Source organism: Achromobacter spanius, from assembly GCF_002966795.1.
Classification (GTDB): domain Bacteria; phylum Pseudomonadota; class Gammaproteobacteria; order Burkholderiales; family Burkholderiaceae_B; genus Achromobacter; species Achromobacter spanius_D.
Map to the genome: position 1 here is coordinate 4,466,320 of NZ_CP023270.1, position 25,318 is coordinate 4,491,637.

24 protein-coding genes are annotated in these 25,318 nt (G+C 63.3%); 17 read left to right on the top strand and 7 right to left on the bottom strand.

Annotation, left to right across the window (positions count from 1 at the left end; genetic code table 11):
* Positions 1-2 precede the first annotated feature (2 nt).
* Both CLM73_RS20185 and CLM73_RS20190 read right to left on the bottom strand, forming a co-directional pair.
* Positions 3-776, bottom strand: coding sequence for an enoyl-CoA hydratase/isomerase family protein (locus tag CLM73_RS20185; RefSeq protein WP_105239949.1), 774 nt, complete (start codon positions 774-776; stop codon positions 3-5).
* Positions 777-792: 16 nt separating this feature from the next.
* Positions 793-1,983 (bottom strand): acyl-CoA dehydrogenase family protein, encoded by a 1,191-nt coding sequence (locus CLM73_RS20190; protein ID WP_105239950.1) that lies wholly within the window; start codon positions 1,981-1,983, stop codon positions 793-795.
* A 173-nt stretch (positions 1,984-2,156) separates the two neighbouring features.
* Here CLM73_RS20190 and CLM73_RS20195 point away from each other — a divergent pair, with 173 nt between their 5' ends.
* From CLM73_RS20195 to CLM73_RS20235, 9 genes are all read left to right on the top strand, one after another.
* On the top strand, positions 2,157-3,029 hold the full coding sequence (locus tag CLM73_RS20195; protein WP_105241622.1) for an HpcH/HpaI aldolase/citrate lyase family protein: 873 nt from the start codon (positions 2,157-2,159) through the stop codon (positions 3,027-3,029).
* 59 nt (positions 3,030-3,088) lie between these two features.
* On the top strand, positions 3,089-3,883 hold the full coding sequence (locus CLM73_RS20200; protein WP_105239951.1) for an ABC transporter ATP-binding protein: 795 nt from the start codon (positions 3,089-3,091) through the stop codon (positions 3,881-3,883).
* A complete protein-coding gene (locus CLM73_RS20205) occupies positions 3,876-4,598 on the top strand; it encodes an ABC transporter ATP-binding protein (RefSeq protein WP_105239952.1) in 723 nt (240 codons plus the stop codon). The genes CLM73_RS20200 and CLM73_RS20205 overlap by 8 nt, the downstream gene beginning before the upstream one ends.
* Positions 4,595-5,482 carry a branched-chain amino acid ABC transporter permease gene (locus tag CLM73_RS20210; RefSeq protein ID WP_105239953.1) on the top strand — a complete coding sequence of 296 codons (888 nt, stop codon included), beginning with the start codon at positions 4,595-4,597 and terminating at the stop codon, positions 5,480-5,482. The genes CLM73_RS20205 and CLM73_RS20210 overlap by 4 nt, the downstream gene beginning before the upstream one ends.
* Positions 5,482-6,426: a branched-chain amino acid ABC transporter permease gene (locus CLM73_RS20215; protein WP_418904959.1), complete on the top strand. Its 945-nt coding sequence runs from the start codon at positions 5,482-5,484 to the stop codon at positions 6,424-6,426. The genes CLM73_RS20210 and CLM73_RS20215 overlap by 1 nt, the downstream gene beginning before the upstream one ends.
* Before the next feature lie 156 nt (positions 6,427-6,582).
* A complete protein-coding gene (locus CLM73_RS20220; RefSeq protein WP_199778176.1) occupies positions 6,583-7,560 on the top strand; it encodes a D-2-hydroxyacid dehydrogenase family protein in 978 nt (325 codons plus the stop codon).
* A gap of 157 nt (positions 7,561-7,717) precedes the next feature.
* Positions 7,718-8,581: a TauD/TfdA dioxygenase family protein gene (locus tag CLM73_RS20225; protein ID WP_158685901.1), complete on the top strand. Its 864-nt coding sequence runs from the start codon at positions 7,718-7,720 to the stop codon at positions 8,579-8,581.
* 2 nt (positions 8,582-8,583) lie between these two features.
* Positions 8,584-9,519, top strand: a complete 936-nt coding sequence (locus tag CLM73_RS20230; RefSeq protein WP_105239956.1) for a fumarylacetoacetate hydrolase family protein — start codon at positions 8,584-8,586, stop codon at positions 9,517-9,519.
* Between the two features lie 135 nt (positions 9,520-9,654).
* A complete protein-coding gene (locus CLM73_RS20235; protein ID WP_158685902.1) occupies positions 9,655-10,515 on the top strand; it encodes a Bug family tripartite tricarboxylate transporter substrate binding protein in 861 nt (286 codons plus the stop codon).
* 23 nt (positions 10,516-10,538) lie between these two features.
* Here the strand turns inward: CLM73_RS20235 and CLM73_RS20240 are convergent, their stop codons facing one another.
* Together CLM73_RS20240 and CLM73_RS20245 are read right to left on the bottom strand one after the other, a co-directional pair.
* Entirely contained in the window at positions 10,539-11,702 is a 1,164-nt protein-coding gene (locus tag CLM73_RS20240; RefSeq protein ID WP_158685903.1) for an alpha-hydroxy acid oxidase, read from the bottom strand.
* Positions 11,703-11,841: 139 nt separating this feature from the next.
* On the bottom strand, positions 11,842-12,747 hold the full coding sequence (locus tag CLM73_RS20245) for a LysR family transcriptional regulator (protein WP_158685904.1): 906 nt from the start codon (positions 12,745-12,747) through the stop codon (positions 11,842-11,844).
* Between the two features lie 226 nt (positions 12,748-12,973).
* On the opposite strand from CLM73_RS20245, the gene CLM73_RS20250 reads away from it, so the two are divergent.
* Genes CLM73_RS20250 through CLM73_RS20260 form a run of 3 tightly spaced genes read left to right on the top strand, consistent with a single transcriptional unit; the run spans position 12,974 to position 16,189 of the window.
* Complete coding sequence (locus CLM73_RS20250) at positions 12,974-13,969, top strand: tripartite tricarboxylate transporter substrate binding protein (protein ID WP_158685905.1); 996 nt, start codon at positions 12,974-12,976, stop codon at positions 13,967-13,969.
* A gap of 8 nt (positions 13,970-13,977) precedes the next feature.
* On the top strand, positions 13,978-15,345 hold the full coding sequence (locus tag CLM73_RS20255; protein ID WP_158685906.1) for an MmgE/PrpD family protein: 1,368 nt from the start codon (positions 13,978-13,980) through the stop codon (positions 15,343-15,345).
* The gene (locus CLM73_RS20260) at positions 15,332-16,189 is read left to right on the top strand and encodes an oxidoreductase (protein ID WP_105239961.1); all 858 of its coding nucleotides are present in this window, start codon (positions 15,332-15,334) and stop codon (positions 16,187-16,189) included. Before CLM73_RS20255 ends, CLM73_RS20260 begins: the two co-directional genes overlap by 14 nt.
* 103 nt (positions 16,190-16,292) lie before the next feature.
* On the opposite strand, the gene CLM73_RS20265 is transcribed toward CLM73_RS20260, so the two are convergent.
* From CLM73_RS20265 to CLM73_RS20275, 3 genes are all read right to left on the bottom strand, one after another.
* Positions 16,293-17,519, bottom strand: coding sequence for an MFS transporter (locus CLM73_RS20265; RefSeq protein WP_234015693.1), 1,227 nt, complete (start codon positions 17,517-17,519; stop codon positions 16,293-16,295).
* A gap of 144 nt (positions 17,520-17,663) precedes the next feature.
* Positions 17,664-19,100 (bottom strand): PLP-dependent aminotransferase family protein, encoded by a 1,437-nt coding sequence (locus CLM73_RS20270; RefSeq protein ID WP_105239963.1) that lies wholly within the window; start codon positions 19,098-19,100, stop codon positions 17,664-17,666.
* A 109-nt stretch (positions 19,101-19,209) separates the two neighbouring features.
* The gene (locus CLM73_RS20275; RefSeq protein WP_105239964.1) at positions 19,210-19,773 is read right to left on the bottom strand and encodes an RrF2 family transcriptional regulator; all 564 of its coding nucleotides are present in this window, start codon (positions 19,771-19,773) and stop codon (positions 19,210-19,212) included.
* 266 nt (positions 19,774-20,039) lie between these two features.
* On the opposite strand from CLM73_RS20275, the gene CLM73_RS20280 reads away from it, so the two are divergent.
* From CLM73_RS20280 to CLM73_RS20300, 5 genes are all read left to right on the top strand, one after another.
* Positions 20,040-21,251 (top strand): NAD(P)/FAD-dependent oxidoreductase, encoded by a 1,212-nt coding sequence (locus CLM73_RS20280; protein ID WP_105239965.1) that lies wholly within the window; start codon positions 20,040-20,042, stop codon positions 21,249-21,251.
* 82 nt (positions 21,252-21,333) lie between these two features.
* Entirely contained in the window at positions 21,334-21,984 is a 651-nt protein-coding gene (locus CLM73_RS20285) for an FMN-dependent NADH-azoreductase (RefSeq protein ID WP_234015694.1), read from the top strand.
* Positions 21,971-23,047, top strand: a complete 1,077-nt coding sequence (locus tag CLM73_RS20290; RefSeq protein WP_234015695.1) for a hypothetical protein — start codon at positions 21,971-21,973, stop codon at positions 23,045-23,047. Before CLM73_RS20285 ends, CLM73_RS20290 begins: the two co-directional genes overlap by 14 nt.
* A 128-nt stretch (positions 23,048-23,175) precedes the next feature.
* The gene (locus CLM73_RS20295; protein ID WP_105239967.1) at positions 23,176-23,586 is read left to right on the top strand and encodes a DoxX family protein; all 411 of its coding nucleotides are present in this window, start codon (positions 23,176-23,178) and stop codon (positions 23,584-23,586) included.
* 286 nt (positions 23,587-23,872) lie between these two features.
* Complete coding sequence (locus CLM73_RS20300) at positions 23,873-25,285, top strand: DUF2252 domain-containing protein (protein WP_105241626.1); 1,413 nt, start codon at positions 23,873-23,875, stop codon at positions 25,283-25,285.
* The last annotated feature ends 33 nt before the right edge of the window (positions 25,286-25,318 follow it).

Genomic DNA, 25,318 nt, shown 5'->3' on the forward strand with positions numbered 1-25,318 from the left:
GGCTATCGTCCCTGGAAACGCGCGGGGCGTTTCTCGGCGAATGCCGCCGGCCCTTCCTTCGCATCGTCCGTCTCCTGCAACAGGCGATTGACCAGCAGTTCAACCCGCAAGCCGGTCTGCAGATCCATGTCCCGGCTGCGCAGCGCCAGCTCCTTGGCCGCCTGCACCGCCAGGGGCGCGTTGGCGGCGATGCGTCGCGCGTAGTCCATGGCCGCATCCATCAGCTGTTCGCGCGGCACCACTTTGTTGATCAGCCCCCAGCGCAACGCCGTCTGCGCATCGATGGCGTCGCCGGTCAACGTCAGTTCCATGGCCAGAGCATAGGGAATCTGCGACATGACGCGCTGGGTGCCGCCGTTGCCGGCCACGATTCCCCGCTTGACCTCGGCCAGGCTGAAGGTGGCGTGGTCCGCCGCCACGCGAATATCGGTCGCGAACAGCAAGGTCGTGCCGCCTCCCAGCGACAGGCCGTTGACTGCGGCAATCACCGGCTTCCAGACCTCCAAACCGCGGTTGAGCAGTTGGTCCCTCTGGGTCAGCCACATCTGCTCCAGCGGCGTGGGCGCGGAGACGAACGTCTTGATGTCGGCGCCGGCAGTGAAGGCCCGGTCGCCGGCGCCGGTAATGATGGCCACGCGCACGGCGTCGTCGTCGCGCACCCGCTGCCACGCGGCGGACAGGGCCTGGTAGTGATCCAGGTCCATGGCATTCATGCGTTCGGGCCGATTGATGGTGATAACGGCAATGCCGTCCTCGACAACGTAATCGATAGACATAGCGACCTCCTGGGGTTTACTTGGAACGGTTGCCAAGCAGATGGCGCGCGACCACCATGCGCTGGACTTCGGATGGGCCTTCGCCGATGCGCTTGATGCGCAGCTCGCGGTACCAGCGCTCCAGCGGCATTTCGCAGGCCACGCCCATGCCGCCCAGGATCTGGATGCAGCGATCGACGACACGCCCGGCCGTCTCGGTGGCGTATACCTTGGCGATGGACGCGTCCAGCTTGATGTCCTGGCCGCGATCGGCCTTCCAGGCCGCCTGATAGACCAGCAGGCGCGCGGCCCGCAGTTCGATTTCGGAGTCGGCGATCATCCACTGCACGGCCTGCCTGTCGGCCAGCAATGCGCCGAATGTGTGCCGCTGTTTGGCCCAGTCGATGGCGAGTTCAAGCGCGGCCTGGGCGACGCCCAGCGTACCCGCCGCATACGGGACGCGGCCATGCACCAGCAGCCGGTCCACCAGTTCAAAGCCCTTGCCGACTTCGCCCAACACGTCGTCCAGCGGCACCCGGTAGTCGTTGAAGTGCAGCTCGTAAGGCGCATAGGCGCGGATCACCGGAATGACCTTCGTGGACACTCCGGGCCTGTCCATATTGATGATGAAGGCCGTGACGCCATCGCGCCCCTTGGACGGCCCCGTCCGCGCGAAGGCCACGCCCCAGCGCGATTCGCTGGCGGCCGTGATCCACACCTTGGTGCCGTTCAACACATAGTGATCGCCCACGCGTTCCGCGCGGGTCTGGATTGCGCGGGCCGGATCCGAGCCGCCGCTGGGCTCGCTGATGGCGAAGAACGCCTTTTCACCCCGCTCGATGGCGGGCACGGCGTATTTGCGGATCTGTTCCGGCGTGCCGCCGAAGATGATGCTGGGGGGATCGAAGCCGAACGCGCCGCAAGCCGGTATGTAGGCCCCCATCCGGCATTTGGCGGACTCTTCGGCCACGATGCACTGGCCCAGCAGGTTCAGGCCCGCTCCCCCGTACGCCTCGGGGCTTTGCACGCACCACAGCCCAAGTTCCCGGGCCTTTTTCTGCAACCCGGCCAATGCCTCGGGAGGCAGGGCGAACGCGTCGTGCTCCAGCCCTTCTTCCAGTGGCGCAACTTCATTGCGCATGAACCGCCGGACCGTTTCCTCCAGCATGCGGAGTTCTTCGGGCATCTCCCAACTGCCCAGTTCCGCAGCAGCCTGCACCTGCTCCATGGTGAGTCTCCTAGTTGTTTTGGTCGACCTTTATAGGCCGCGCTGCGCCGTGGGAGCGCATCCCGGCCATGAAAATCATCTTATCTCAATCTTTTTAAAAAATGAACCATTGAAATCATTTAAATGGTGTGATGAAATTCGAGCCACACAAATTCGATAACGGAGACAAGAACATGCCCATCCGATCGCTCCTATTCGTGCCCGGCGACAGCGAGCGCAAGCTCGCCAAGGCGGTGCAAACCCGTGCCGATGTCCTGATCCTGGACCTGGAGGATTCAGTCTCCGGCGAACGGGCCGACGTCGCCCGGCGCATCGTGCGCGATTTCCTGGACAGCCAGCCCTTTGCACAGCGCACGCAGCGCTTGTGGGTGCGCATCAACGCGCTGGATCACCCGGCGGCCCTGGCCGATCTAGTGGCCGTGGCGGGGGGCCATCCGGACACGATCTTGTTGCCCAAGACGCGCAATGGCGCCGACGTGATGAAGCTGGACCATTACCTGACCGCACTGGAACAGCGCGACGGCGTGCCGCTCGGCGCGGTCACCATCGTGCCGGTCGCCACGGAGACCCCGGAATCCGTCCTTGCCATGCACAGCTACATCGGGTGCAGCCCGCGCCTGTCAGGACTCACCTGGGGCGCCGAGGACCTGTCTTCGGCGGTGCACGCATCGTCAAACCGACTGGAAGACGGGTCGCTGGAACACACCTACCGCGCGGCGCGCACGGCATGCCTGCTGGGTGCACGCGCGGCGGGGGTCGAACCCATCGACACCCTGTGGACCGATTACAAGGACCAGACTGGCCTTGCGAAGGATGCCGCCGCAGCGCGGCGTGCCGGCTTTTCCGGCAAGGTCGCCATTCACCCCGACCAGGTGGACGTGATCAACCAGGCCTTCACGCCCAGCGCCGAGGACATCGCCTACGCGCGGCAGGTGGTGGCCGCCTTCGAAACCCAGGGCACGGGGACGGTCGGGCTGAACGGCAAGATGCTGGACATGCCCCATCTGAAGCAGGCCAGGTTGGTGCTAGCCCAAGCCAACGGCTGACGCCGACGGCGCCGCCTGCCCGCGGCGGTCCGCGGGCGCCGACTCTTTGGGGGAGTTCCATGAACGACACGCACGCGGCATCCCGCAGCGCGCAACGCGCCGCGGACGCCATCGTCCTGGAAGGCCGCGCCTTGCGGCGCGAGTTCCGCGGCTTCGTGGCGGTCGACAACGTCGATCTCAAAATCCGCGAAGGCGCCATTCACGGCCTCATCGGGCCCAATGGCGCGGGCAAGACCACAGTCTTCAATCTGCTGACCAAATTCCTGGCGCCCAGCAGCGGCAGCATCCTCCTGCACGGCCGGGACATCACGGCGCTCAACGCGGCCGATATCGCCCAGCAAGGACTTGTGCGCTCATTCCAGATCTCCGCCATCTTCGACAGCCTCAGCGTGCGCGACAACCTGCGCGTGGCGCTGCAGCGCGGCGCCGGCCTGGCCACCCAGATGTTCGCGTCCGCCCGCCGACTGGACGCGCTGGACGAGCGAGCGATGGCGCTGCTGGATGACGTGGGCCTGCGCGCCCATGCCGAGGTGCGCGCCGGCACCCTTTCCTATGGCCGCAAGCGCGCCCTGGAATTGGCGGCCACCCTCGCGCTGGAACCCCGCATCATGCTGCTGGACGAGCCGATGGCGGGCATGGCCCACGAAGACATCGACGTCGTGCGCGAGCTGATCGGCAAGGCGGCGGCGGGGCGCACCGTGGTCATGGTGGAGCACAACCTTCCGGTGGTCGCCGCGCTGTGCGACTACGTCACGGTCCTGGAGCGCGGCAAGGTCATCGCCGAAGGCAGCTATGCCGAAGTCAGCGAAATGCCCCGTGTGCGCGAGGCCTATATCGGAGCGGATGATGACTGACATCGCTATCGAAGTTCGCGACCTGCACGCCTGGTACGGCGAAAGCCACGTGCTGCAGGGCGTGTCTCTGAACGTGCGCCGCGGCGAAGTCGTCACCTTGCTGGGACGCAACGGCGCGGGCAAGACGACCACGCTGAAATCCATCCTGGGCGTGCTGCGCAAGCGCACCGGCGACATCCGCATCGGCGGCCAGGATGCGACCCGCTGCGCCCTGCACCACATTTCCCGCCACGGCGTGGGATTCGTGCCGGAAGAGCGCGGCATCTTCGCCAGCCTGAGCGTGGCGGAGAACCTGACGTTGCCCCCCATTACCCGGCCCGGCGGCATGGCGCTGGACGAGATCTATACCCTCTTTCCAAATCTGTTCGAACGCCGCAACAGCCCCGGCACCCGATTGTCCGGCGGCGAACAGCAGATGTTGGCGATCGCCCGCATCCTGCGCACCGGCGCCGACATCATCCTGCTGGATGAACCCACCGAAGGCCTGGCGCCTGTCATCGTGCAGCGCATCGGCAAGCTCATACACACGCTGAAGGCGCGCGGCATGACCATCCTGCTGGTCGAGCAGAATTTCCGCTTCGCACGCAAGGTCGCCGACCGCTACTACGTCATGGAGCACGGCAGCATCGCCGATGAATTCACCGGCGCGCAGATCGAAGGTCGCGACGCCCGCTTGAACGCCCTGCTCGGGCTCGCCGGAGGGCATTCATCATGATTCCCCTGATCGGAATTCCCACGGTGGCGCTCTTCGGCCAACTGCTGCTGGGCCTGATAAACGGTTCGTTCTACGCGTTGCTCAGCCTGGGCCTGGCGGTCATTTTCGGGATGCTGCGCGTCATCAACATGGCGCATGGCGCGCAATACATGCTGGGCGCCTTCGCCAGCTGGCTGCTGCTCAACTACCTGGGCATCGGTTTCTGGCTGTCGCTGGTGCTGGCGCCGCTATGCGTTGGCCTGCTGGGCATCCTGGTCGAACGCCTGCTGCTCGCCCGCCTCTACCAATCGGACCATCTTTACGGGCTGCTGTTGACCTTTGGCGTGGCCCTGGTGGCAGAGGGCCTGTTTCGCTACTGGTTCGGATCCAGCGGACAGCCCTATGCGCCACCCGAAGCGCTGGACGGCGCGGTGGATCTGGGCTTCATGATCCTGCCCATGTACCGCGGATTCATCGTCGTGGCCTCGCTGCTGGTCTGCCTGGCGGTATGGTGGGTCATCGAGCGCACCAAGTTCGGTGCCTACCTGCGCGCGGCCACCGAAAACCCGGTGCTGGTGCAGACCTTCGGCGTCAACGTTCCGCTGCTGATGACCCTGACCTACGGACTGGGTGCCGCCCTGGCCGCCTTGGCCGGCGTACTGGCGGCGCCCATCTACCAGGTCAGCCCGCTGATGGGCCAGAACCTGCTCATCGTCGTGTTCGCCGTCATCGTGATCGGCGGCATGGGTTCCATCGGCGCCGCCATCGCCACCGGCTACATCGTGGGCATCATCGAGGCGGTGACCAAGCTGGTGTATCCCGAAGCGGCCAACACGGTGATTTTCGTGCTCATGGTGATCGTGCTTTTCTTCAGTCCCAAGGGACTGTTCGGGAGGGAACAATGATGACGAACCTGACCCGCCCCGGCACGCCGCTGCGCCTGCTGCTGCTGGCAATACTGGCCGTTCTGCTGATTGCGCCGGCGGTGGTGTACCCGGCCTTCCTTGTCAAAGTGCTGTGCTTTGCGCTGTTTGCCATCGCCTTCGATCTGCTGCTGGGTGGCGCGGGCCTGCTGTCATTCGGCCACGCCGCCTTCCTGGGCTGCGGCGCCTACGTCTCGGCATACACCATCAAGACCCTGGGCATGGACCCGGTGCTGGGCATTGCCGCCGGCACGTTGGCCGCGGGCGTGCTGGGGCTGTTGTTCGGCCTGGTGGCCATCCGGCGCCAAGGCATCTATTTCGCCATGATCACCCTGGCCCTGGCACAGCTGTTCTATTTCGTGTGCGTCCAGATTCCGCAGACGGGCGGCGAGGACGGCATTCAGGGTGTGCCGCGCGGCAAGGCGCTTGGCATCCTGGATCTGAGCAACAACCTGAACACCTACTATTTCGTGCTGGCGATATTCCTGGCTGGGGCATATGCCAGCTGGCGCATCCTGCATTCCCCCTTCGGCAACGTGCTCAAGGCCATCCGCGACAACGAGCCCAGGGCGATTTCCCTGGGGTATCGCACGGCGCGCTACAAGCTGGCGGCATTCGTCGCATCCGCGACGCTGGCCGGGTTGGCCGGCGCCACCAAGGCCATGGCGTTCCAGGTGGCGTCGCTGCTGGATGTGCAATGGCAAACCTCTGGAGAAGTGATCTTGATGGCGCTGATAGGCGGCATCGGGACACTGCTCGGCCCCTTCGTTGGCGCGGCGGTGATTGTCTCGCTCGAAAGCTATTTAGCGGACCTCGACCTGCCCATCACCGTGGTCATCGGCTGCATTTTCATCGTTTGCGTCATGGTGTTCCGCTCCGGGATCGTGGGCGAAATCGAGAAGCGTCGTGCGCTGCGTGGGGAATGATGAAGACCGCCATCAACAACGGTGATCGCTGTCCATAAAAACCGATGATTGGCATTTCGATCGAGTCCGTTCCTACACTGACTGCCGCCTGGTTCCATCGTGCGCCGGCCCTGCCACACGGCGGGAATTCACTCCACGCAAGAATAGGGAACCGCTGTGAACACATCGACAGTGAAGATCGCCGTGCTCGACGACTACCAGGATGCTGCGGCGCGGTACGCCGATTGGGACAGTCTTCCCCGAGCGGAGACCACCATCTATCGGGACCACATTGCCGACCCGTGCGCTCTGGCCGCGCGTCTGCACCCTTTTGATGTCGTCTGCTTGATGCGCGAGCGCACGCGCCTGGACGCCGCCCTGCTGGCCAAGCTGCCCAACCTGAAGCTGATTGTCACGACGGCGATGCGTAATGCAGCGTTGGACATCGCCGACGCCCAGCGCAGGGGAATTGTCGTCTGCGGCACGGGGGCTCCGCAGAACGGCACCCCCGAGTTGGTGTGGCTGCATATCCTCACGTTGGCCCGCAACGCCGAACGCGAACGCGCCGGACTGCGCGAAGGGCGCTGGCAGGTCTCGGTGGGTCAGGACCTGCAAGGGGCAACGCTGGGGCTTGTGGGGCTGGGGCGCATCGGGCAGCAGGTCGCGCGCGTGGCAATCGCCTTCGGCATGGATGTGTTGGCATGGAGTCCGAACCTGACTCAGGCACGCGCCGATGCCTGCGGCGCGCGATTGGCAGGCAAGGAGGATCTGTTCTCGCGCTCTGATTTTGTCGTGATCGCGATGCAACTGCGGGAAAGCACACGAGGGCTTGTGGGGCACGCAGAGCTTGACCACATGAAGTCGACAGCGTTTCTCATCAACACGTCGCGAGCGGCCCTTGTGGATGAGGACGCCCTGATACGTGTGTTGCGCGATGCTCGAATCGCGGGTGCGGGCCTGGATGTCTTTGAGACCGAGCCACTGCCACCGGACCACCCCGTCCTGAATCTGCCGAACGTGCTGATCACCCCCCACCTTGGGTATGTCACCCATCGGGCTTACCGGCAGTTCTATCAGGAGACGGTCGAGGACATCCAGGCGTGGCTGCAAGGCCGCCCCATCCGGCAGCTGGATCTCGCCTATCAAAGCCAGTAACGCGCGCCGACGCATCAAGCCGCGTTATAGGCAACCATAAAAAGATGAGATTGGCGTAACGGAGAGGCCATTCGTAGACTTGGTTGACGATGCCTTAGCGAGAAAGGCACGGAATCGCCCCTGAAAGGGCATGTCGTACCTACCAGGAGACAGGTCGATGAGCATCATTGTCAATCCGCACGCGTCGGGCTTCGGCGCAGAGATCTCAGGCGTCGATCTGCGGCAGCCGCTGAACGCTGAAACCTACACCGAAATCGAAAGCGCATTGTCGCGGCACGGTGTCATCTACTTTCGAGACCAGCCGCTGAACGAAGCGCAGCAGGAAGCCTTCATCCGCTGGTTCGGTCCTCCCAACGCGCTCGCTCGCCAATTGAACAACGCACGGATGAAGAACCCCTACTTCTACGACGTCTCCAACGTCGATGAAGACGGCAAAATCATGATGGAAGATCATGAACGCCGACTGTACCTGAAGGCGAACATGTTCTGGCATACCGACATGTCGATGCGCCAGCCCCCGGCCCGAGTCACGGCGTTGAATGCAATCGTCCTTCCCGAGGCCGACCCGCCTGACACCGAATTCGCCGACATGCGCGCCGCCTGGGAGGCGTTGCCGCCTGACCAGCAACAGGCGCTTGAGCCCCTACGCGTTGTCCATAGCGTGTATGCGTCGCGGTCCAAGGTCGGCTACACCAACTTCAACGAAGAGACGCGCCAACTCCTGCCGCCCACTGAGCACCCGCTGGTGCGCACGCATGCCGGCTCCGGGCGCAAGAACCTGTACATCGGCGCACACGCCTCGCATATTTCGGGGATGGACGAGGACGAAGGAAAAGCCCTGCTTGAGACGCTGACCGAGTTCAGCACGCAGCCCAGGTTCCGCTACGCACACAAATGGCAGCCCCATGATCTGCTGGTATGGGACGACAGTTGCACCCTGCATCGATCAACTCCTTTCGACGACCAGAAATACCGGCGGGAACTGCGCTGGTGCTCGGCTCGCGAGTTGGAGCCCATCTGATCATGAAGCTCGCTCGCTTTGCTTTGCGCGACGAAACCACTGAACGGTTGGGAATCGTCATGGACGCGGACGGTCGCGTGCGCCTTCTGGACGTGGCCGCGCTACCTGGCGACAGCGCCAGCCGCCCCCTGCCGGGCACGATGATGCAGGCTATCCAGGCAGGCCAGGCCGGTCTCTCCGCGCTGGAAAGCGCCCGCGACTACGCCGCGCGGCACGCAGACCCGGCCTGGTTCCATGGCGGCGACGACGTCCAATGGCTGACGCCGGTTCCGCCCCGGTCCTGCATCGCGGCCGGCCGAAATTTCGGCGCGCACCGGCTGGAGAGCATCAGGGGAAATCCCCAGGCCGGGGCTGGATTCCAGAGCGACTTCCCGACGGGATTCATCAAGTTGGGCCGCAATCTGGTGGGACACAAGGCCGAGGTCAAGCGTCCCGACGATGTCGAGCAGATGGACTACGAGGCCGAAGTCGCGGTGGTCGTCGGTCAACCGCTGCTCAATGCCACGCGCGACCAGGCGCGGCAGGCCATCTTCGGCTACACGATCATGAACGACCTGTCGGCACGCGAATGGCAGTTCGCCGAAATGCGCAACCTGCTCGTCATGATGGGCAAGAATTTCCCGGGCTTCGGGCCTCTCGGCCCTTGCATCCTGACGGCCGACGAGGTCCCAGACCCCACCGCGCTGCGGCTGTGGTTGAAGGTCAATGGCGAACTCCGCCAGCAGTCCGACTGCTCGGACCTGATTTTCCAGTTCGATGAACTGGTGGCGTTCTGGTCGCGGGTCGGCCTGGAATCCGGTGACATCATCAGCAGCGGCACCCCGGAAGGCGTGGCCGTACATCGCAAGCCCGATCCCCGGCCGTTCTTCTTGAAACCAGGCGATATTGTCCACGCAGGCGTGGACCAGATCGGCGTTCTGGAAACCCGCATCATCTGACAGGCGCATTCGAGCGCCGGCAAAGGAGACATGATGTTGAACTGTAGATTGCTGGCATTGGGCGCCGCCATGCTGTGCGCCAGTACGACTGGTTGGAGCGCGGACCGGTTTCCAGCCGCGCCCGTGAGGATTGTCGTGTCGACGCCACCTGGCGGGGCCAGCGACACATCAGCAAGGGTTCTGGCCGAAGGCTTGCAATCGCTGTGGAAACAATCCGTGGTGGTCGAGAACAAGACTGGTGCGTCGGGCACCATCGGCGCGGCGTTCGTCGCGCGCGCGCCCGCCGATGGCTATACCCTTTTCTTCGGCACGGGATCCACGCACGTGGTCGCACCATTGATGCTGGCCGAAACGCCCTACGACCCGGAACGCGACTTCACGCCGCTGGCGGTCGTGGGATACGCGCCGTTCGTGCTATTCGCCCGTGCCGACCTGCCCGCCAACAATCTGCAGGAGTTGGTCGCGTATGCGCAAACCCAGAAAGCGGAATTGAACTTCGGCACATCGGGCCCCGCCACCATCTACGAGATCGCCGCGCTCCTGCTGGAGCGTGAAGGCAGGGTGCGCCTGAACCACATCCCGTACAAAGGTCTGGCTCCCATGGCGATGGACGTCGCGGCCGGCCGCGTGGATTTGGGCGTGGGCCCCATCGACGGCTACCTGAAGAACGAAAAGCTCAAGGTGCTGGCCGTGCTGGGCAATGAACGCGCCGCGACCCTGCCCGGCGTTCCCACCAGCGCCGAAGCCGGCTACCCCGGCTTCGCCGTGCCGGTATGGGCAGCGATCTGGGGGCCGCCCGGCTTGCCCGCGCCCGTAGCGGCCCGGCTGACCGAGGGCCTTCTGACAACGCTGGGACAGCCCTCCGTCCAGAACCGGATCGCGGCGACCGGCGTATTCGTGCAGGCAGGAGACGGACAGGCGCTGCGAGCCCTGGTCAGCCGCGACTTGACCGCGCTGCGTCCCTTCGGCGTTCCTGAAAGCCGCGCGGCCCGCTGAGACAGCCATGCCAGGCGGACGGGTCAAGGCCGGCGCACACAGCACGACGCGTCCAGTTCGTCCAACCGCGTCCGTCCTATGAAGGCCATGACACGATCCATTTCGTCGCGCAGCATCGCCAGGGTGTGGGCAACGCCGCGCTGCCCGCCCACCGCCGTTCCCCACATGGCGGCGCGACCCACCATCACGGCATCTGCGCCCAGCGAGATCGCCTTGATCACGTCGCTGCCGCGCCGGATGCCGCTATCAAGCAGCACTGTGGTGCTGGCCGGAACGACCTGCCTTACAAGCGGGAGCATCGCGATGGTGGCCGGCGTGTTGTCCAACACGCGGCCTCCGTGATTGGAAACCACGATGCCGTCGGCGCCCGCCTGCACGGCGGCCAGCGCGTCGTCCGGATGCAGGATGCCCTTGACGATCAACGGACCCTGCCACATGTCGCGCAACCGCTTCAAATCGTCCCAAGTCAGGCTGTCGTTCTTGGGCATCAGGCCCGCCTTGCGCGTGTCCGTCATGCTTCGCTGCAGCGCACTGGGCAGATTGTGAAAGCGTGGCATCTGTCCCGACAGCAAATAGCGGCCCATCACGCGCCAGCTCCAACCGGGATGGCGTAGCCCGTCCAGCACATTTCGCCGCGTCAGCTTCATCGGCACTGTGAAGCCGTTGCGGTAGTTGAACTCCCGATTTGGGGTGACGGTCGTGTCTATCGTTACGATCAGCGCCGTGTAGCCGGCATCTCGAGCGCGGCGCAGCAATTCGTGCGACATCGCGGGATCCGGCCATAGATACAACTGGAACCACAGTTCGCCTCCGGCCTGCTCGGCCACCTTCTCGATCGAAGTAATCGACCCAGTCGACATCGAATAGGGAACGCCGAACTTCGCCGCCGCAGCAGCCGCAGCGATCTCTCCCTCGTGCCACAGCAATCCGGCCGCGCCCGTGGGTGCCAGACAGACGGGTATTGGAAGAGCCTTGCCGAACAAAGTCGTGCTCAGGCTGCGCTGGGAGACATCGACCAGTGGCCGGGGAATCAGTTGAATGGCACGGAATGCGTCGAAGTTGTTCCGTATCGTCAGGTCGTCTTCCGTGCCCCGATCCACAAACTCGAACAGGCCACGCGGCAGGCGGCGCCTGGCCAGCGCGCGCAGGTCGTCGAAGTTGTAGCCGAATGCGGGATCGAAGGACATGACGCGAGGCATCCATGATGAGGCTCCGCCGCGCGATCGCGGCGCTCGAGGCCTCACTCTACGCCGTGCCGGGCGCGTCAGAAAATCATGAATTTTTATGGCGACCCATAACCGCGTCGGCGCCGTTGGACCCGTGCAGTCAATCTGCCGTTTGCGGCAAGGTGGATGCCTTGCGCGCCGCTTCCATGACCTGGCCGATGATGTGCGAAGACCGGGCTTCGGCCACACAGGCGACGGAAAACTCCACGCTTTCGCCCTGTATCAGCTCCGGAATGGGCACCAGCGCCCCACTGTCAAGATCCTGCCGGATCATCGTCGCCGACAGGCATCCGATGCCTCCGGCCCCCAGCACAAGCTGGCGCGCCGCCGCCATGTTGCTGATGCCGTGGAAATGCCGTGGATTGCCCCCACCGTCCACGATCGCGCGCATGGCGTCCAACCAATAGAAGGACTCGCGTTGCACGCACCAGATCGGCACGTCGCGCAGGAACTCAAACAGGTTACCGGCCCAATGCTGCGCCAGCAGATCGGGCGAGGCCACCCACAGCATCCGGTCGTACCCCAACCGGACGGCCGACAGCTTTTCCGACTCTATCGGCCCGGCGACGATCGCCACGTCCAGCTTGCGCGCTTCCAGCTTTTGCAGGGTTTTCCCGGCGAGGTCGATCTCCACGTCGTAGGTAAGTTCGGGCATCGTCTGCTGCAAATGCCGGATCATGGCGGGGAACCAGCTCATCGAGATGTTTCCTGCACCGATGCGCACCGTTCCGCCGGCCGCCAGTCCCGAGCTGACCGACGCCGCCAGCACCTCCAACTGCTGGAATATGGGTTCCGCTTCTTCCAGGAATCGGCGTCCTTCCATCGTCATTTCCACCCCGCGTCCCATCCGTACGAAGAGCTTGACGCCCAGTGCGGCTTCAAGCTCGCGCATGCGCGCCGAGATTGCCGGCTGCGTGGTGTACAGGCGTTGCGCGGCGGCTGTGAAACTTCCCAGCCGCGCAATCCAGAACGCGGTCTCCAGGTTCGCGAGGTTGATGCTGCGCACAGGCGTCTCCATTTTCTTTCGACCTGCCGCATGCTGGCCGGCCGCGTTGTTCCGCGAACATACCCCGGCGTCCGCTCGGATACAACCTTTCCCACAGTTCGGCGCCTCCAGCCATATCTCCGCTTTATGTCTGCCTATAGAAGGATCTGATTGGATTCCAGATCGCGCTGCCTGCAGAATGCTTTCACAACCAGGGCGACGCCCAGAGTCAGACACGGAGACAACCATGCAGCCAATCTCGCGCAATGTACCGGGCCCGCAGTCCGTCCGCCTGCGCCTTCTTCTCGCCTGTTGCGGCGCCCTGTTGGCGCTGCTTCACACCGGGCAGGCCGTGGCCCAACGCCATTATGAAATGATCATTCCGATCGCCGCCGGAGGATCGCTGGACTTGATGGCCCGGTCTTTGTCCGAGGCGTTTTCCCAGCAGCTCGGTGCGCCGGTCACTCCGTTGAACAAGGTGGGCGCCGGCACGCTGGTGGGCACTCGCTACGTAGCCCAGGACAGCGCGCGAGACGGCCGGCTCATGCTGTTTACCGGCCTTCCCTACACCACGCTGCAGTTCAAGGACGGGGGGCCGGCGTTCGACACCGCTCGATTCAAGCCGGTCATGTATGTGGGCTGGCAGCCGACGGTGCTCTATGTCCGCTCGTCCATTCCAGCCAACGACGTCGCATCGTTCATTGCGTGGGCCAAAGCCAACCCGAACGGCGTGACCTTCGCGTCATCCGGCATCGGCAGCAGCCCGCACATTGCCGCGGAACAGTTCGCGGCGATGACGGGAATCAAGATCGTGAATGTGCCCATGGGCGGGTCCAGCGCCTTTGTGCCAGCGCTGGCCGGCGGCCATGTGGATGCCGTATTCGACGCGCCCGCCACGCGCTCCATGGTGCAGGAAGGCCGTCTTAAGGCGCTGATGGTGGGCAATGCTGAACCGCTGCCGGATTGGAAGGATCTGCCGACCTCGCGGGACGTGGGCCTGGAGGGGTTTCGATCCGGCACCTGGTATGGCGTCCTGGTACCCGCCAACACGCCGGACCAGACCGTCCAGGATCTGAACGGCCAGTTCAACAAGGCGCTGGCCAACCCGATCGTCAAGACGCGCGCCAAGGAGTTCGGTATCGAGCTGGCGGGGGGTACGGCTGCCGAATTCGGTACCGTCCTGCAACGCGAGCACGATCGCATCGAAGCCCTGATCAAGACCCGCGACATCGTCATCCCATGAGCGCGCCCATGATCAACGACAACCATGCGCCTTCTCATACCGAGATCCTGGGCGAACGCATCGCCGCACTCGCGTTGACGCCCCTCCCCCACGCCATCGTCGACAAGCTGAAGACGTGCCTGCTGTACGGATTGGTCATGGCCGTCACCGCGCCAGATATCGAGACACTGGAACACGCCGCTGCTGCCGCGCATGACGCTCCCGGCGATGCGCGCACCTTCCTGACAGGCCAGCGCCGGGCGCCCGCGGATGCCGCCTACGTCAATGCACTGCGCATGTGCTCGCGCGGACAAAACGACACCTACTCGGACATCTATGCCCACCCGGGATGCATCGTCATCCCCGTCGTGCTGGCGCTCGCCCAGCAGAACCGCGCATCCGGTGAACAGGCCCTTTGCGCGATGGCGGCTGGCTACGAGACGCTGTACGCGGTGGCGTCCGGCAGCGCCGCAAGATTGCTTGAGCGCGGGCTGCGAGCCACGTCCATGTTCGGCGTCTTCGCCAGCACGGCCGCCGCCGCGCGGATGATGGAGCTGGATGCCGCGCGAACCGCGCATGCCCTGGGACTGGCCACTCAGCATTGCGCTGGAACCATGCAGTGCTGGACCGAAGGCTCGCCGGAATGGCGAATCCAGGTCGCCAACGCTGCGCGCGCCGGTATCGTTTGCGCCACGCTGGCCCGCCACGGATATATCAGCGCCAGGCATGCGCTGGAAGGCGCCAGCGGCTTTTACCGCGCATTCGCGGGAATCGATGCCCCTCCCGCTCCCGACTGGACCTGGCACACCCCAGACGTCGTGTTCAAGCCGCTGCCCGGCTGCCTCATCAATCAGGCGCCGCTCTTTCTTCTGCTGCAAATGCGGCGCGAGTACGGTTTCGGTGCGGATGAAGTGCTCGCCATCACCGTCATGCTTTCGCATCGCAATGCCAGCTATCCGGGTATCGCCCGCCATGGCCCCTTTGAGTCAACGACGGGAGCGGTCATGAGTGGCCCCTTCATGTTGGCAGTCGGGTTGCGCGACGGAACATTGCGCATGCGCGATTTCGACGACCTGCACGGTCCCGGCAGCATCCACGATCTGAGCCGGCGCATTACCGTGACCGGCGCGCAGGGCCTGCCCGACTGGGGCGCAACCCTGGAGGTCCATCTAAAAGATGGCTCCTTGCTGACGGACCGGATCACCGAGCTGTCGCGATTCGCCTTCGGTTGGGATGAAACCGATGCGCAGTTGTCCCAATTGGCGCAGGAGTGGCCGTGGCCGGATGGCGCTGACCGTTATCAGACCTTGAAGCAGATCATTCGCCGCCTCCAGGAACAGGCCTCGCTAGACAGCGTTCTTGATTGCGTCGTGGGGAAAAGCGATGAAGCCGGCTGATGATTCGAAACCTGTGTGGCTTATCACCGGCTGCTCCAAGGGACTGGGACGCGCGCTGGCGGAACACGTGCTGGCCCAGGGCCACCGCTGTATCGTCACGGCAAGGAACGCCGCGACCATATCGTCTTTGTGTTCGCGCTACCCAGCCACACAAGCGCTGCCGCTGGAGTTGGACGTCACCCAATCCGCTCAGATTGCCACCGTCTTGCAAGCCACGCTGGCCGCATTCGGAGCGGTAGACGTGTTGGTCAACAATGCCGGCTTCGGTCTCAACGCGGGCGTCGAAGATGCCGAGGAGACGGCCGTGCGTGACCTTTTCGAGACGAACTTCTTCGGCATGACGGCCATGATCCGCGCAGTCCTGCCATCCATGCGTAAGCGCCGCAAAGGCCACATCGTCAATGTGTCATCCATCAGCGGCCGCGTGGCGAGCGCCGGCTCTGCGTATTACGCCGCCACCAAATTCGCAATGGAGGGATTGTCCCAGGGCTTGGCCAAGGAAGTCGAACCCTTGGGCATCCGCGTAAGCGTGATCGAACCTGGCCCGCTGCGCACCGATTTCCAGGGCGATTCCATGCATCGGTCCGGGCAGCCCATCGCCGAATACGAAGACACAGTCGGCCAGCGTCACGCACGCCTGCGCGCTACGCACGGCCGCCAGGAAGGCGACCCGGCACGCGCGGCGAGCGTCATCTTTAATGCCGTCTCGGCACCCACGGCCCCCTTCCAACTGGTGCTGGGCAAGCGCGCCTACGAAATGGCTGAAGCCTGCCTGCGGCAGCAGCGGGACGAGCTTGAAGCGCAGCGTGCACTGGCTCGGTCCATCGACTTTGACGCAAGCTAACGTCACGCCCCAGCTCATCTCACCCTGTCAACGCTCCCTGTCAGACAACGCCAACGAGACATGGAAGCGCCTTGACAGGACCGCTGGCTGCGTGAATCTTCGCTCAAGAACCGCCAGAAGTGTCAGCAGTTGAACGCCTATCCCGAGGCAAGAAAAACAGCACCAACAACGAGCATGCACCCGCGCAAAAGAACGCGATATCGTACCTGCCGCTGATCGCCACCGTCGCCGCGAAAGCCGCTGGCGCCACGATGTTCACCAAACTGACCAATATCGAAGCTCCCGCAGCAGTTTCCGAGATTTGGTGGGCAGGCGAGCGCCGGGCGACCTCCGCAATTTGCACACCGTTCCAGCTTGCCGCGGAACAGCCAGCGACAAAGGCTAGAAGCATGAGAGACCACAGTGGCCATTGCGGGGTGGTAAATCCCAAGAGGATGGTCGTGCCTGCAGAGAACAGGGCAGCAATCGACAAACTTCCCGTGGCCGAACCCAAGCGGTCGGAGAGCCAACCCAACGCAATTCTGCCGACGACCCCGCCTACCTGCATCACGGCAAATATCGCACCCGCCAAGCTCAATGAAAATCCCAGCCTGTCCACCAGGTAAACCACGGTGAATGCGAACCAGCAGCTTTGGGATACGGCAAACAGGCTGCCCACGATCGACATCTTCAACAAGCCGGGATTGTTTCCAAGCGACGCCAACGGCACGCTGAGCATGCGTAACGAGTGCAGCGTAGGCACGAGGAAAATCCGCCCCCGCTTCGCCGAACCCTTCTTCGCCGAACCCCTCACATCCAGGATCTCGCTCAATCGCCAGGTCAGCGCTGTGGGTACCAATACAATCACCGCACAGACAAGGAGGGCCAGACGCCAACCGATAAGGGCGATCACCACTGGAATACACAGCCCCGCGATCATTCCGCCGAGTGGCACACCCGCCTGCTTGACCGAGAACATGAGATTGCGCATCTCCGGCGGCGAGAATCTCTGCAGCACCTCACTGCCCGCCGGGTTCGCGGCCCCGTTGCTCATCCCCATGGCAAAGCAAGCCACCAGGGCCACCGCCATGGTCGGATAATAGAAAAGCGCCATGCTTGCCGTTCCCAAGACCAGCGCAATCTGCAAGCTGCGCGTTCCTCCAATTTGCCGAAGCATGGACGAGCCGACAACGAGTATCATCAGGCCGCCTAACGCGTTGCTCGCAGTCAGGTAGCCGATGGAACTACCGCTCCATCCGAACTCTTCGGACATCGCGGCAGCAACGATCGGGATAAGGCGTGAAAGAAACGAGGAGACAGTCTGTAGCGTGAAAATGGCGACTACAGGCATGACCCACGCTCTCGAAGAGCTCTTCATAACGGCGGGACCCAAGATGGTGACGAGGGCGATTCCTCGTTAAAGCCAAGCGAAATGATACCTACTGCGCGGCACCTGGATCACCGTTGGGCACATTGCCCGTGACTATCTGTATGCTCAGGGCGACGACGAAGCCCGGTCCAGCACCCCACGCAACTGGCGCACGGCGCTTTCGGCCTCTTGCGTCGTGGCCAGGTTGGCAAAACCCATCAGCAGACCGCTTTGAATCGGCCAGCCCAGCGTCCAGTTGCTCAATGCGTGTACGGCCAACCCCTCCCGCGCAGCCACCACGGCAATCTCCTTGTCGTCGTACCGATCGTTCAGTTGGGCCAACAGATGAATTCCGCCTGCCTGCGGCTGAATACGTAGATGGTCTCCCGCTTCGCGCAGCAAGGCATCGATCAAATAGCCCCGCCGCTCGGCATACAGGTTGCGCATGTTGCGCAAGTGCCGGCCGAAATGACCTTGGTCCATAAACTCGGACACCACGGCTTGCGGTAGCAAGTAGCCGGGGCCGGGCACCCTTTCCAGGGCGTCATTGATTGTCGTCACCAGTGATGTCGGGACGACCAAATACCCAAGCCGCAACCCCGGCACCAACACCTTGCTGAACGAACCCGTGTACAGCACGCGCCCGCCCTCGTCCAGACTCTTGAGCGCCGGCAGAGGCCGGCCCGCGTATCGGAATTCGCTATCGTAGTCATCTTCGATGACCCAAGCCTGGCTTTGACGCGCCCACTCCAGAAGCGCCAGCCTTCTTGGCAAGGACAATGGCGCTCCCGTCGGGCTTTGATGCGTTGGAGTCACGACGGCGAAGCGCGCGTGCGCCGCACGCCGCATCCCCTCCTCTACGTTCAGTCCTTCCTCATCAACGGGAATCGGCGCCAAGCGCATGCCGGCGTGCTCAAGGTACTGGCGCGCAATCAGATAGCCCGGATCTTCGTACCATCCAACGTCGTCCGCCTGCAGGAGCGTGCGGCACACAAGGTCCAGTGCGCCTCGATACCCCGCCGTCACAAAGACCTGTTCATGCGTGCATGAGATGCCGCGGGACAAACCGAGATAGGTTGCGATCGAACGCCGCAACGGCTCATACCCTGCAGGGTCGGGGTAGGTCATCGCCGCGATCTCGGTTGCCCTCATGCAGCGGCCGGACAGCCGTGACCATACCTTGCGCGGGAAGGCGTCGAGCGCCGGTACACCGAGCTGGAACGTGAGGATGTCCCTAGCCGTTGGTGGCGGGCAGTCGTTTGCCCGACTGACAGAGGCGGGCTTCTTGGCCTGAACCGGGTCGGCCACGGCTTCCAGTCGCGGAGACACCACGGTGCCCGCAGCGCCTCGGGTCAGAAAGTAGCCCTCGTTGGCCAGCATTTGATAAGCAGCTTCAACGGTGCCGCGCGCCAACCCGAGCTCACTGGCAAGACTTCGCACCGAAGGCACGCGATCACCGGGCAACAGCTTTCCGGCCGAGATTGCCGTCCGGTATCGACGGTAGATCTGAAGATAGATGGGAACCGATAGGTCTCGGCTCAGCTTGAGTTCCTGCAGATCCAAAACACATGCCCCATATTTTCAATCACTTCTTGGCCCTGTGCCTCAGCTGACAATTTCCCTACAGTTCCAGCTCCACGAGACAGCGATAGGCATGCGCCGATGGAATCGGTCAGCCGCCGTCTTCGTCGGTTGCCGACCGTGCCCGGATTCCAGTGATCCGCGCATCCTCACGAGCGGTATGCCTGTCAGAGAACCAGATCTTCACTTCGCTCAGGAAATCCTTCGTCATGCCCTTCCCGAACACGCCAGCGGACAGCGTCGCAAGATTGGATTTGGCCAGCTCGTCGCGCAAGACTTTCTGCGCGTTCAGCATCACGGCATGAATCCCGCAAACCCCGCGATTGGCCCACTTGGGCGGATTGTCCTCGAACAAGGCGCATCGCCCTCTGACTTCCTGACAGTCGAACAAGGACTTCTCGCCTTCCACCGCATCCACCACATCCAGCACCGTGATGTCTTCGGGCGCCCGTGCCAGACAGTAACCTCCGCGAATGCCGCCGCTCGATTCGACGATTCCGGCCTTCTCGAGCTTGGAAAAAATCTTTGCCACAAAGGCCACCGGCACCCCCTGGATGTCGGCAAGGTCGCGGCTGCTCGGCCGCTGCTCCGGCGGAGCCACCAGCCAGAGCAGACAGTGCAAGGCGTATTCGACGCCGGTTCCGATGTAGGCCATGGTTCGTAATCAGGTTGCAGGTAACTCCGACTATAAAAGGTAACGTTATGCAAAGCAAGCCGCTCCCGTCTGCCGACACACGCCTGATCACGCGCCTTCAGGCGGCAGCGCGCGCCATTTGCTCACGTTTTTTCTTGCGCCCTCTAACTCCGACTAATAGAATCGCCGTTATCGGCACGTCGTCATGTGCCGTGCCACCGGCCGCAGCCATCCACCATCGCGATGGCCAGGCCGACACTGTCAAGATCAATTGAGGAGCAGGACCCATGTCGCAACGTATTCTTGTCATCGGAGCCGGATTTGCCGGCATGTGGAGCGCACTGGCTGCGGCACGGCTGCTGGATCGGACGGGGCGTACCGATGTCGAAGTCGCCTTGATCGCTCCCGCACCGGAGCTGCACGTACGTCCCCGCCTTTACGAATACGATCCCATGCGCATGGCCGTTCCGCTTGGCGAACTCTTCACGGCGACGGGCATCAGGTTCATTGCGGGAACGGTCGAGCAGATCGACGTCGAAGGTCGGCAGGTGCGCGTCGCTGGCGTCGGCTCGGACACGTCACAACAGGTCATCGGCTATGACCGTCTGGTCATTGCGGCGGGCAGCCGTCTGCATTGCCCGCCCATCCCCGGCCTGCAAGAGCACACGTTCAACGTCGACCAGATCGCCGCTGCGGCCAAACTTGAAACGCACATCCACGGCCTCGCGGCGCGGCCGCATAGCGTCCGCCGCAACACGATCGTGGTTGCCGGCGCGGGGTTCACCGGTATCGAGACGGCAGCGGAGATGCCCGCCCGTCTGCGCCAGGCGCTCGGCGACGATACCCCCGTCAACGTCGTGATGGTGGAACGCTGCGCGGACATCGGCCCAGATTTGGGCCCCGGACCGCGCCCGACAATCATCCAGGCGTTGAAGGAGCTTGGCGTCACCTGGAAGCTGGGATCCGGTGTCGGCAAGGTGGACGCACACGGGGTGACGTTGGAGAACGGGGAACGCATCGAAGCGGACACCGTGATCTGGACCGCCGGCGCGCGGGCGAGCGGTCTTACCGCGCAGATTCCGGCGACCCGAGACAACTTTGGCCGACTGCACGTGGATGCAAACATGCAGGTCAAAGGACTCCGTGACGTCTTCGCCACCGGGGATTGCGCCTACGCGGCCACGGACGACGTGGGCAACCATGCGGCCATGTCCTGCCAGCACGCCATGAATCTGGGCCGCTCGGCGGGGCACAACGTGGCGGCGGATCTTGTCGGCGAGAGCTTCATTCCGTACAGCCAGCCCAATTACGTGACTTGCCTGGACCTGGGCCCCTGGGGCGCCGTCTACACCGAAGGTTGGGACCGCGAAGTGAAGCTGTCGGGCGCATTGGGCAAGGCGCTTAAAACGACCATCAATACGGAATGGATTTACCCCCCAACCGGCAGCCGCGCCGAGCTGCTGGCGGCGGCCGATCCCCGCCGCATCGTAGTTGCCTGATCGGGACGCGGACCTATCGGTCCGCCTCGAACGCCATCCCGCACTCGCCCCGCGCTGCCGCGCAACGCGAACACTCAAGGAAATGATGAAGCTCCTCCATATCGATTGCAGCCCCAAGGCCGAGTCAAACAGCCGCGCGCTGTCGGCAGGCATTGTGGCGCACCTTCTTACCACCGCGCCTACCGTTCGCGTCACACGGCGCGACCTCGGCCTGCAACCCATCGCCCACGCAGCGGAAAGCTACGCCCATGCGCTTTCGTCGCCAGCCGCGCTGCAGGCCGCGGAACGCACAGATGCCGTCCGCGAGTCGGAAGCACTGATCCAGGAACTCGAACTGGCGGACGTCGTGGTGATTGGCACGCCCATGAACAATTTCACGGTTCCGTCCGTGCTGAAGGCCTGGATCGACCAGATCCTTCGCATGGGACGCTCGATAGGCGTCAGTCCCACCGGACACAAAGTGGGGCTGCTGCAGGACAAGCCGGTCTACATCGCTATCGCCTCGGGCGGCTTCTTTACGGGCCCCAATGCGAAACAGCCCGACTTTCTGACGCCATATCTGCAGGCGGCACTCGGCTGCGTGGGCCTGCATTCCTTGCAGTTCCTCGTGCTGCAAGGCACCGCTTTCATCGCCCAAGACCAGTTGGACGCGGCCCGTCACGCACTTGTCGCGGGGTTCGACGCCGACAAGTTGGGCATCACTGCCGTGGAGATGCCTCGTGGCCCGGCCTGACACCAACGCCAGCCTGGCGTCTGCCCAGTCATCCAGCGTCCTGGCCGCCAGCCTGGAAACAGCGCCCCCGTCGTCGATTGGGCGGCATTGGATCGCCCTCATCCCGCCTTTGACCGCGGCCGCTTATCCCTTTCTGCTCATGCTGTTTCACGCGATGATCGGCGCTCCCGACTCGCAACGATCGGGGTCGGACACCGCGATTGCTGCCATCGCCTTGCTGCTCGCGTTTGCTGCGCCCGTGGCCGGCATCGTCGTCGCGCAATTGCCGGGAATCCCGACGCGCGCTCGCCGCGTCGCCTATTTGAGCGTGGCATCCCCCTCCTTATATGTGTTCCTGGGTGTGGTGCAGGCGCTGGTCGGCAGCACGATTCCCGACCCTTGGGTCTGGTGTGTCCTATGGACACTCGCTGCCGCCAGCACGTTCGCCAAGCCGCACGCCATCGAGGCCGCTGCTGGAACCAGGCCAAGCGTGATGCGATGGCGCGTCGCGCACGGAATCAGCGCGGCAGTCGTACTTGCCTACGTGCTGTTCCATTTGGGCAACCACCTTGCTGGGTGGCTCGGGCCAGATGTCCACGCAACAGTCATGGACGCTGGGCGAAACGTCTACCGCGCGAAGTTACTGGAACCCTTGCTGGTAGTCGCCTTCCTGTTCCAGGCCGTCAGCGGTCTCTATCTGGCCTGGCAGTGGAGTCACGCGCGGCAAGATGCGTTTCGTACCTTTCAGATCGCATCCGGCGTCTTCCTCTCGATCTTCATCGTCGGCCATATGAACTCCGTGTTCGTGTATGCCCGAACCTATCTCGGGATTCCGACTGACTGGGCGTTTGCCACGGGCGCACCGGCGGGCCTCATCCATGACGCCTGGAACATCCGCCTGGTGCCGCATTACGCGCTTGGCGTGTTCTTCGTCCTTGGGCATCTTTTCGCGGGTTTGAAGGTCGTGCTCAAGGCTCACGGGGTCAGCCCGCAAGCCGGCAACCGCGTCATGCGCATCGGCCTCGTTTTCAGTGCCGCCCTGGCTGCAGCCATCATTGCCGCAATGTGCGGCGCAAGAATCTAGGCGATCGCGGAATCGTCCGCAGCCGCAGTTCATCCTCTGCAGTTCATCCCCCGCAGTTCATCCCCGCAGTTCATCCCACCTGCCGGCACTACCGGCGCGACACTCACGACTTCAAGGAGTAAGCACGAATGCTCGTTTCCATCCATTCCATGTTGGAGAGCCGCTGGTTTTGGTTGTTGACCCGCGTTTTGTTGGCGGTTGTGTTTCTTTCTTCCGGTTTAGCCAAACTCATTGATTTTGAAGGGGGCATCACTGAGATGACGCGTGCAGGCCTGGCGCCGGCCGCACTGTTCAACTGGCTGACCATCATTACGTTGTTGGGCGGTTCCATCCTGCTGCTGCTCGACAGGGCCGTCTGGCTTGCAGCATCCGCTTTGGCGACTTTCCTGCTGCTTACCATCGTCATCGTTCACCATTTCTGGTCGTTGCCGGGACAAGCCGCTACTTCCTCGATGCACATTGCGCTGGAACACGTCTCGCTGATCGGCGGACTGTTGGCTGCGGCGATCGTCAGCCGCCTTCGAAAGCGACTTGCCTAAGGCTCATGAGCGTGGGGCGGAACCAAGAACTCGCCCCATAACACCGCGGAAGCACCCTCGGAGGTGTCCAGATCAGGCTGCGTGCCAGGCATCGCCCTAAGTGGCGAGACCGCGAGAAATCCATCATTGATTTCGCCCTAAATTTGTGTAGGCTTTCGAATCAGCAACCCGTCGCACCGCTTCGTCAGACCGCTAGCCAGCGCCTATTGCGTCCTTCCGGGATGCACGCTGGTTGGCCCGTCCGCATTTCACTCGTACGTATTTCCTTAAATACCAGAGGGCGAAAATGGTTGAACCACCAACCCTGGCGGAGCGGAAAACGGTAGGCCGGCAGGCGCGGCGCCGAGCGAAGCGATCTCACCATGCGCAGATCGGCAACACCGCGCGTGATCCAGTCGAGCTTCTGAAAAGGAATAGTGCCGGCCGCGTCGAGGCACTGATTCCATTGCGTTATGGGCGCATGGCGGTGTCGCCTTTCACGTTCTTCCGAGGCAGCGCGATCCTCCAGGCCCACGACCTTGCGGGGACTGTCGATTCCGGCATCGTCTTTCCGATCTGCGGTGACGCCCACCTGATGAACTTCGGTGGCTTCGCAACGCCGGAACGACAGCTTGTCTTCGATCTGAATGACTTCGACGAAGCCGCGACGGGTCCATGGGAGTGGGACGTGAAGCGTCTTGCGGCGAGCCTGGCGATCGCCGGGCAACATGCGGGCGCAAAAAAGGACACGATCAGCGACTTCATACACACGGCCGTTCTCGAATACGCCAAGCGCATGCGCGAGTACTCCACCTTCAGCGCCCTGGAAATGTGGCACGAAATACTTTCGTTCGAACGGTTGCTGGACAGTGCCGCAACGGACGAAGGCCGCAAACTCATCGACAAGACGATTGCCAAGGCCGCAACCCGTACCCACGAAAGCGTATTGAGCAAGATGGCCGTGCAGCGCGACGGCGCCTGGACAATTCAAGATGCCCCGCCCGCGTTGTTCCATCCCGCGGGCCCGGCCTCGCTGCTCGGCCCCGCCAGCAACTGGAGCGATACACATGCCTGGAAGGGCAAGCTGGCCAAGGCGTTCAAGGCTTATACCGAGACGCTATCTGCCGACCAACGCACGTTGCTACGGCACTACACGCTGAACGACATCGCGTTCAAGGTCGTCGGTGTGGGCAGCGTGGGCACCTTCTGCCTGGTGATGCTGTTCATCGACGGACATGGGAAACCGTTATTCCTGCAAGTCAAAGAGGCGCGCAATTCGGTTATCGCCGACTACTACCCGGCGCCAGGCGAGAAGCACCAGGGCGAGCGGGTCGTGGCCGGACAGCGGCTGTTGCAAGGCGCAAGTGATGCCTTTCTTGGCTGGACGTCCGGGCCTGCTGGCCGGAACTTCTATTTCCGGCAGTTGCGTGACATGAAGGTGTCGGCGGAGATCGAGCGGCTGAGCAATACCTTGCTGCTGGGGTATTCCCGCTTTTGTGGCTGGGCGATGGCGCGAGCCCACGCCAAAGCCAGCGGGAAGGCCGTTGAGATCTCTGCCTATCTAGGAAGTGGCGAGGGATTTTCCGACGCGCTGAACAAATACGCATTAGCCTATGCGGATCAGAACGAAGCGGACTACACGGCCTTTATTCGTGCTTGCCGTTCCGGAAAGCTGGAAGCCCGTAGCGACGAAGACATGGCGGCGGACTTCCGTATCTGAAAGCGCCGCGTGTTGGCGATGGCCTTGCGCGGG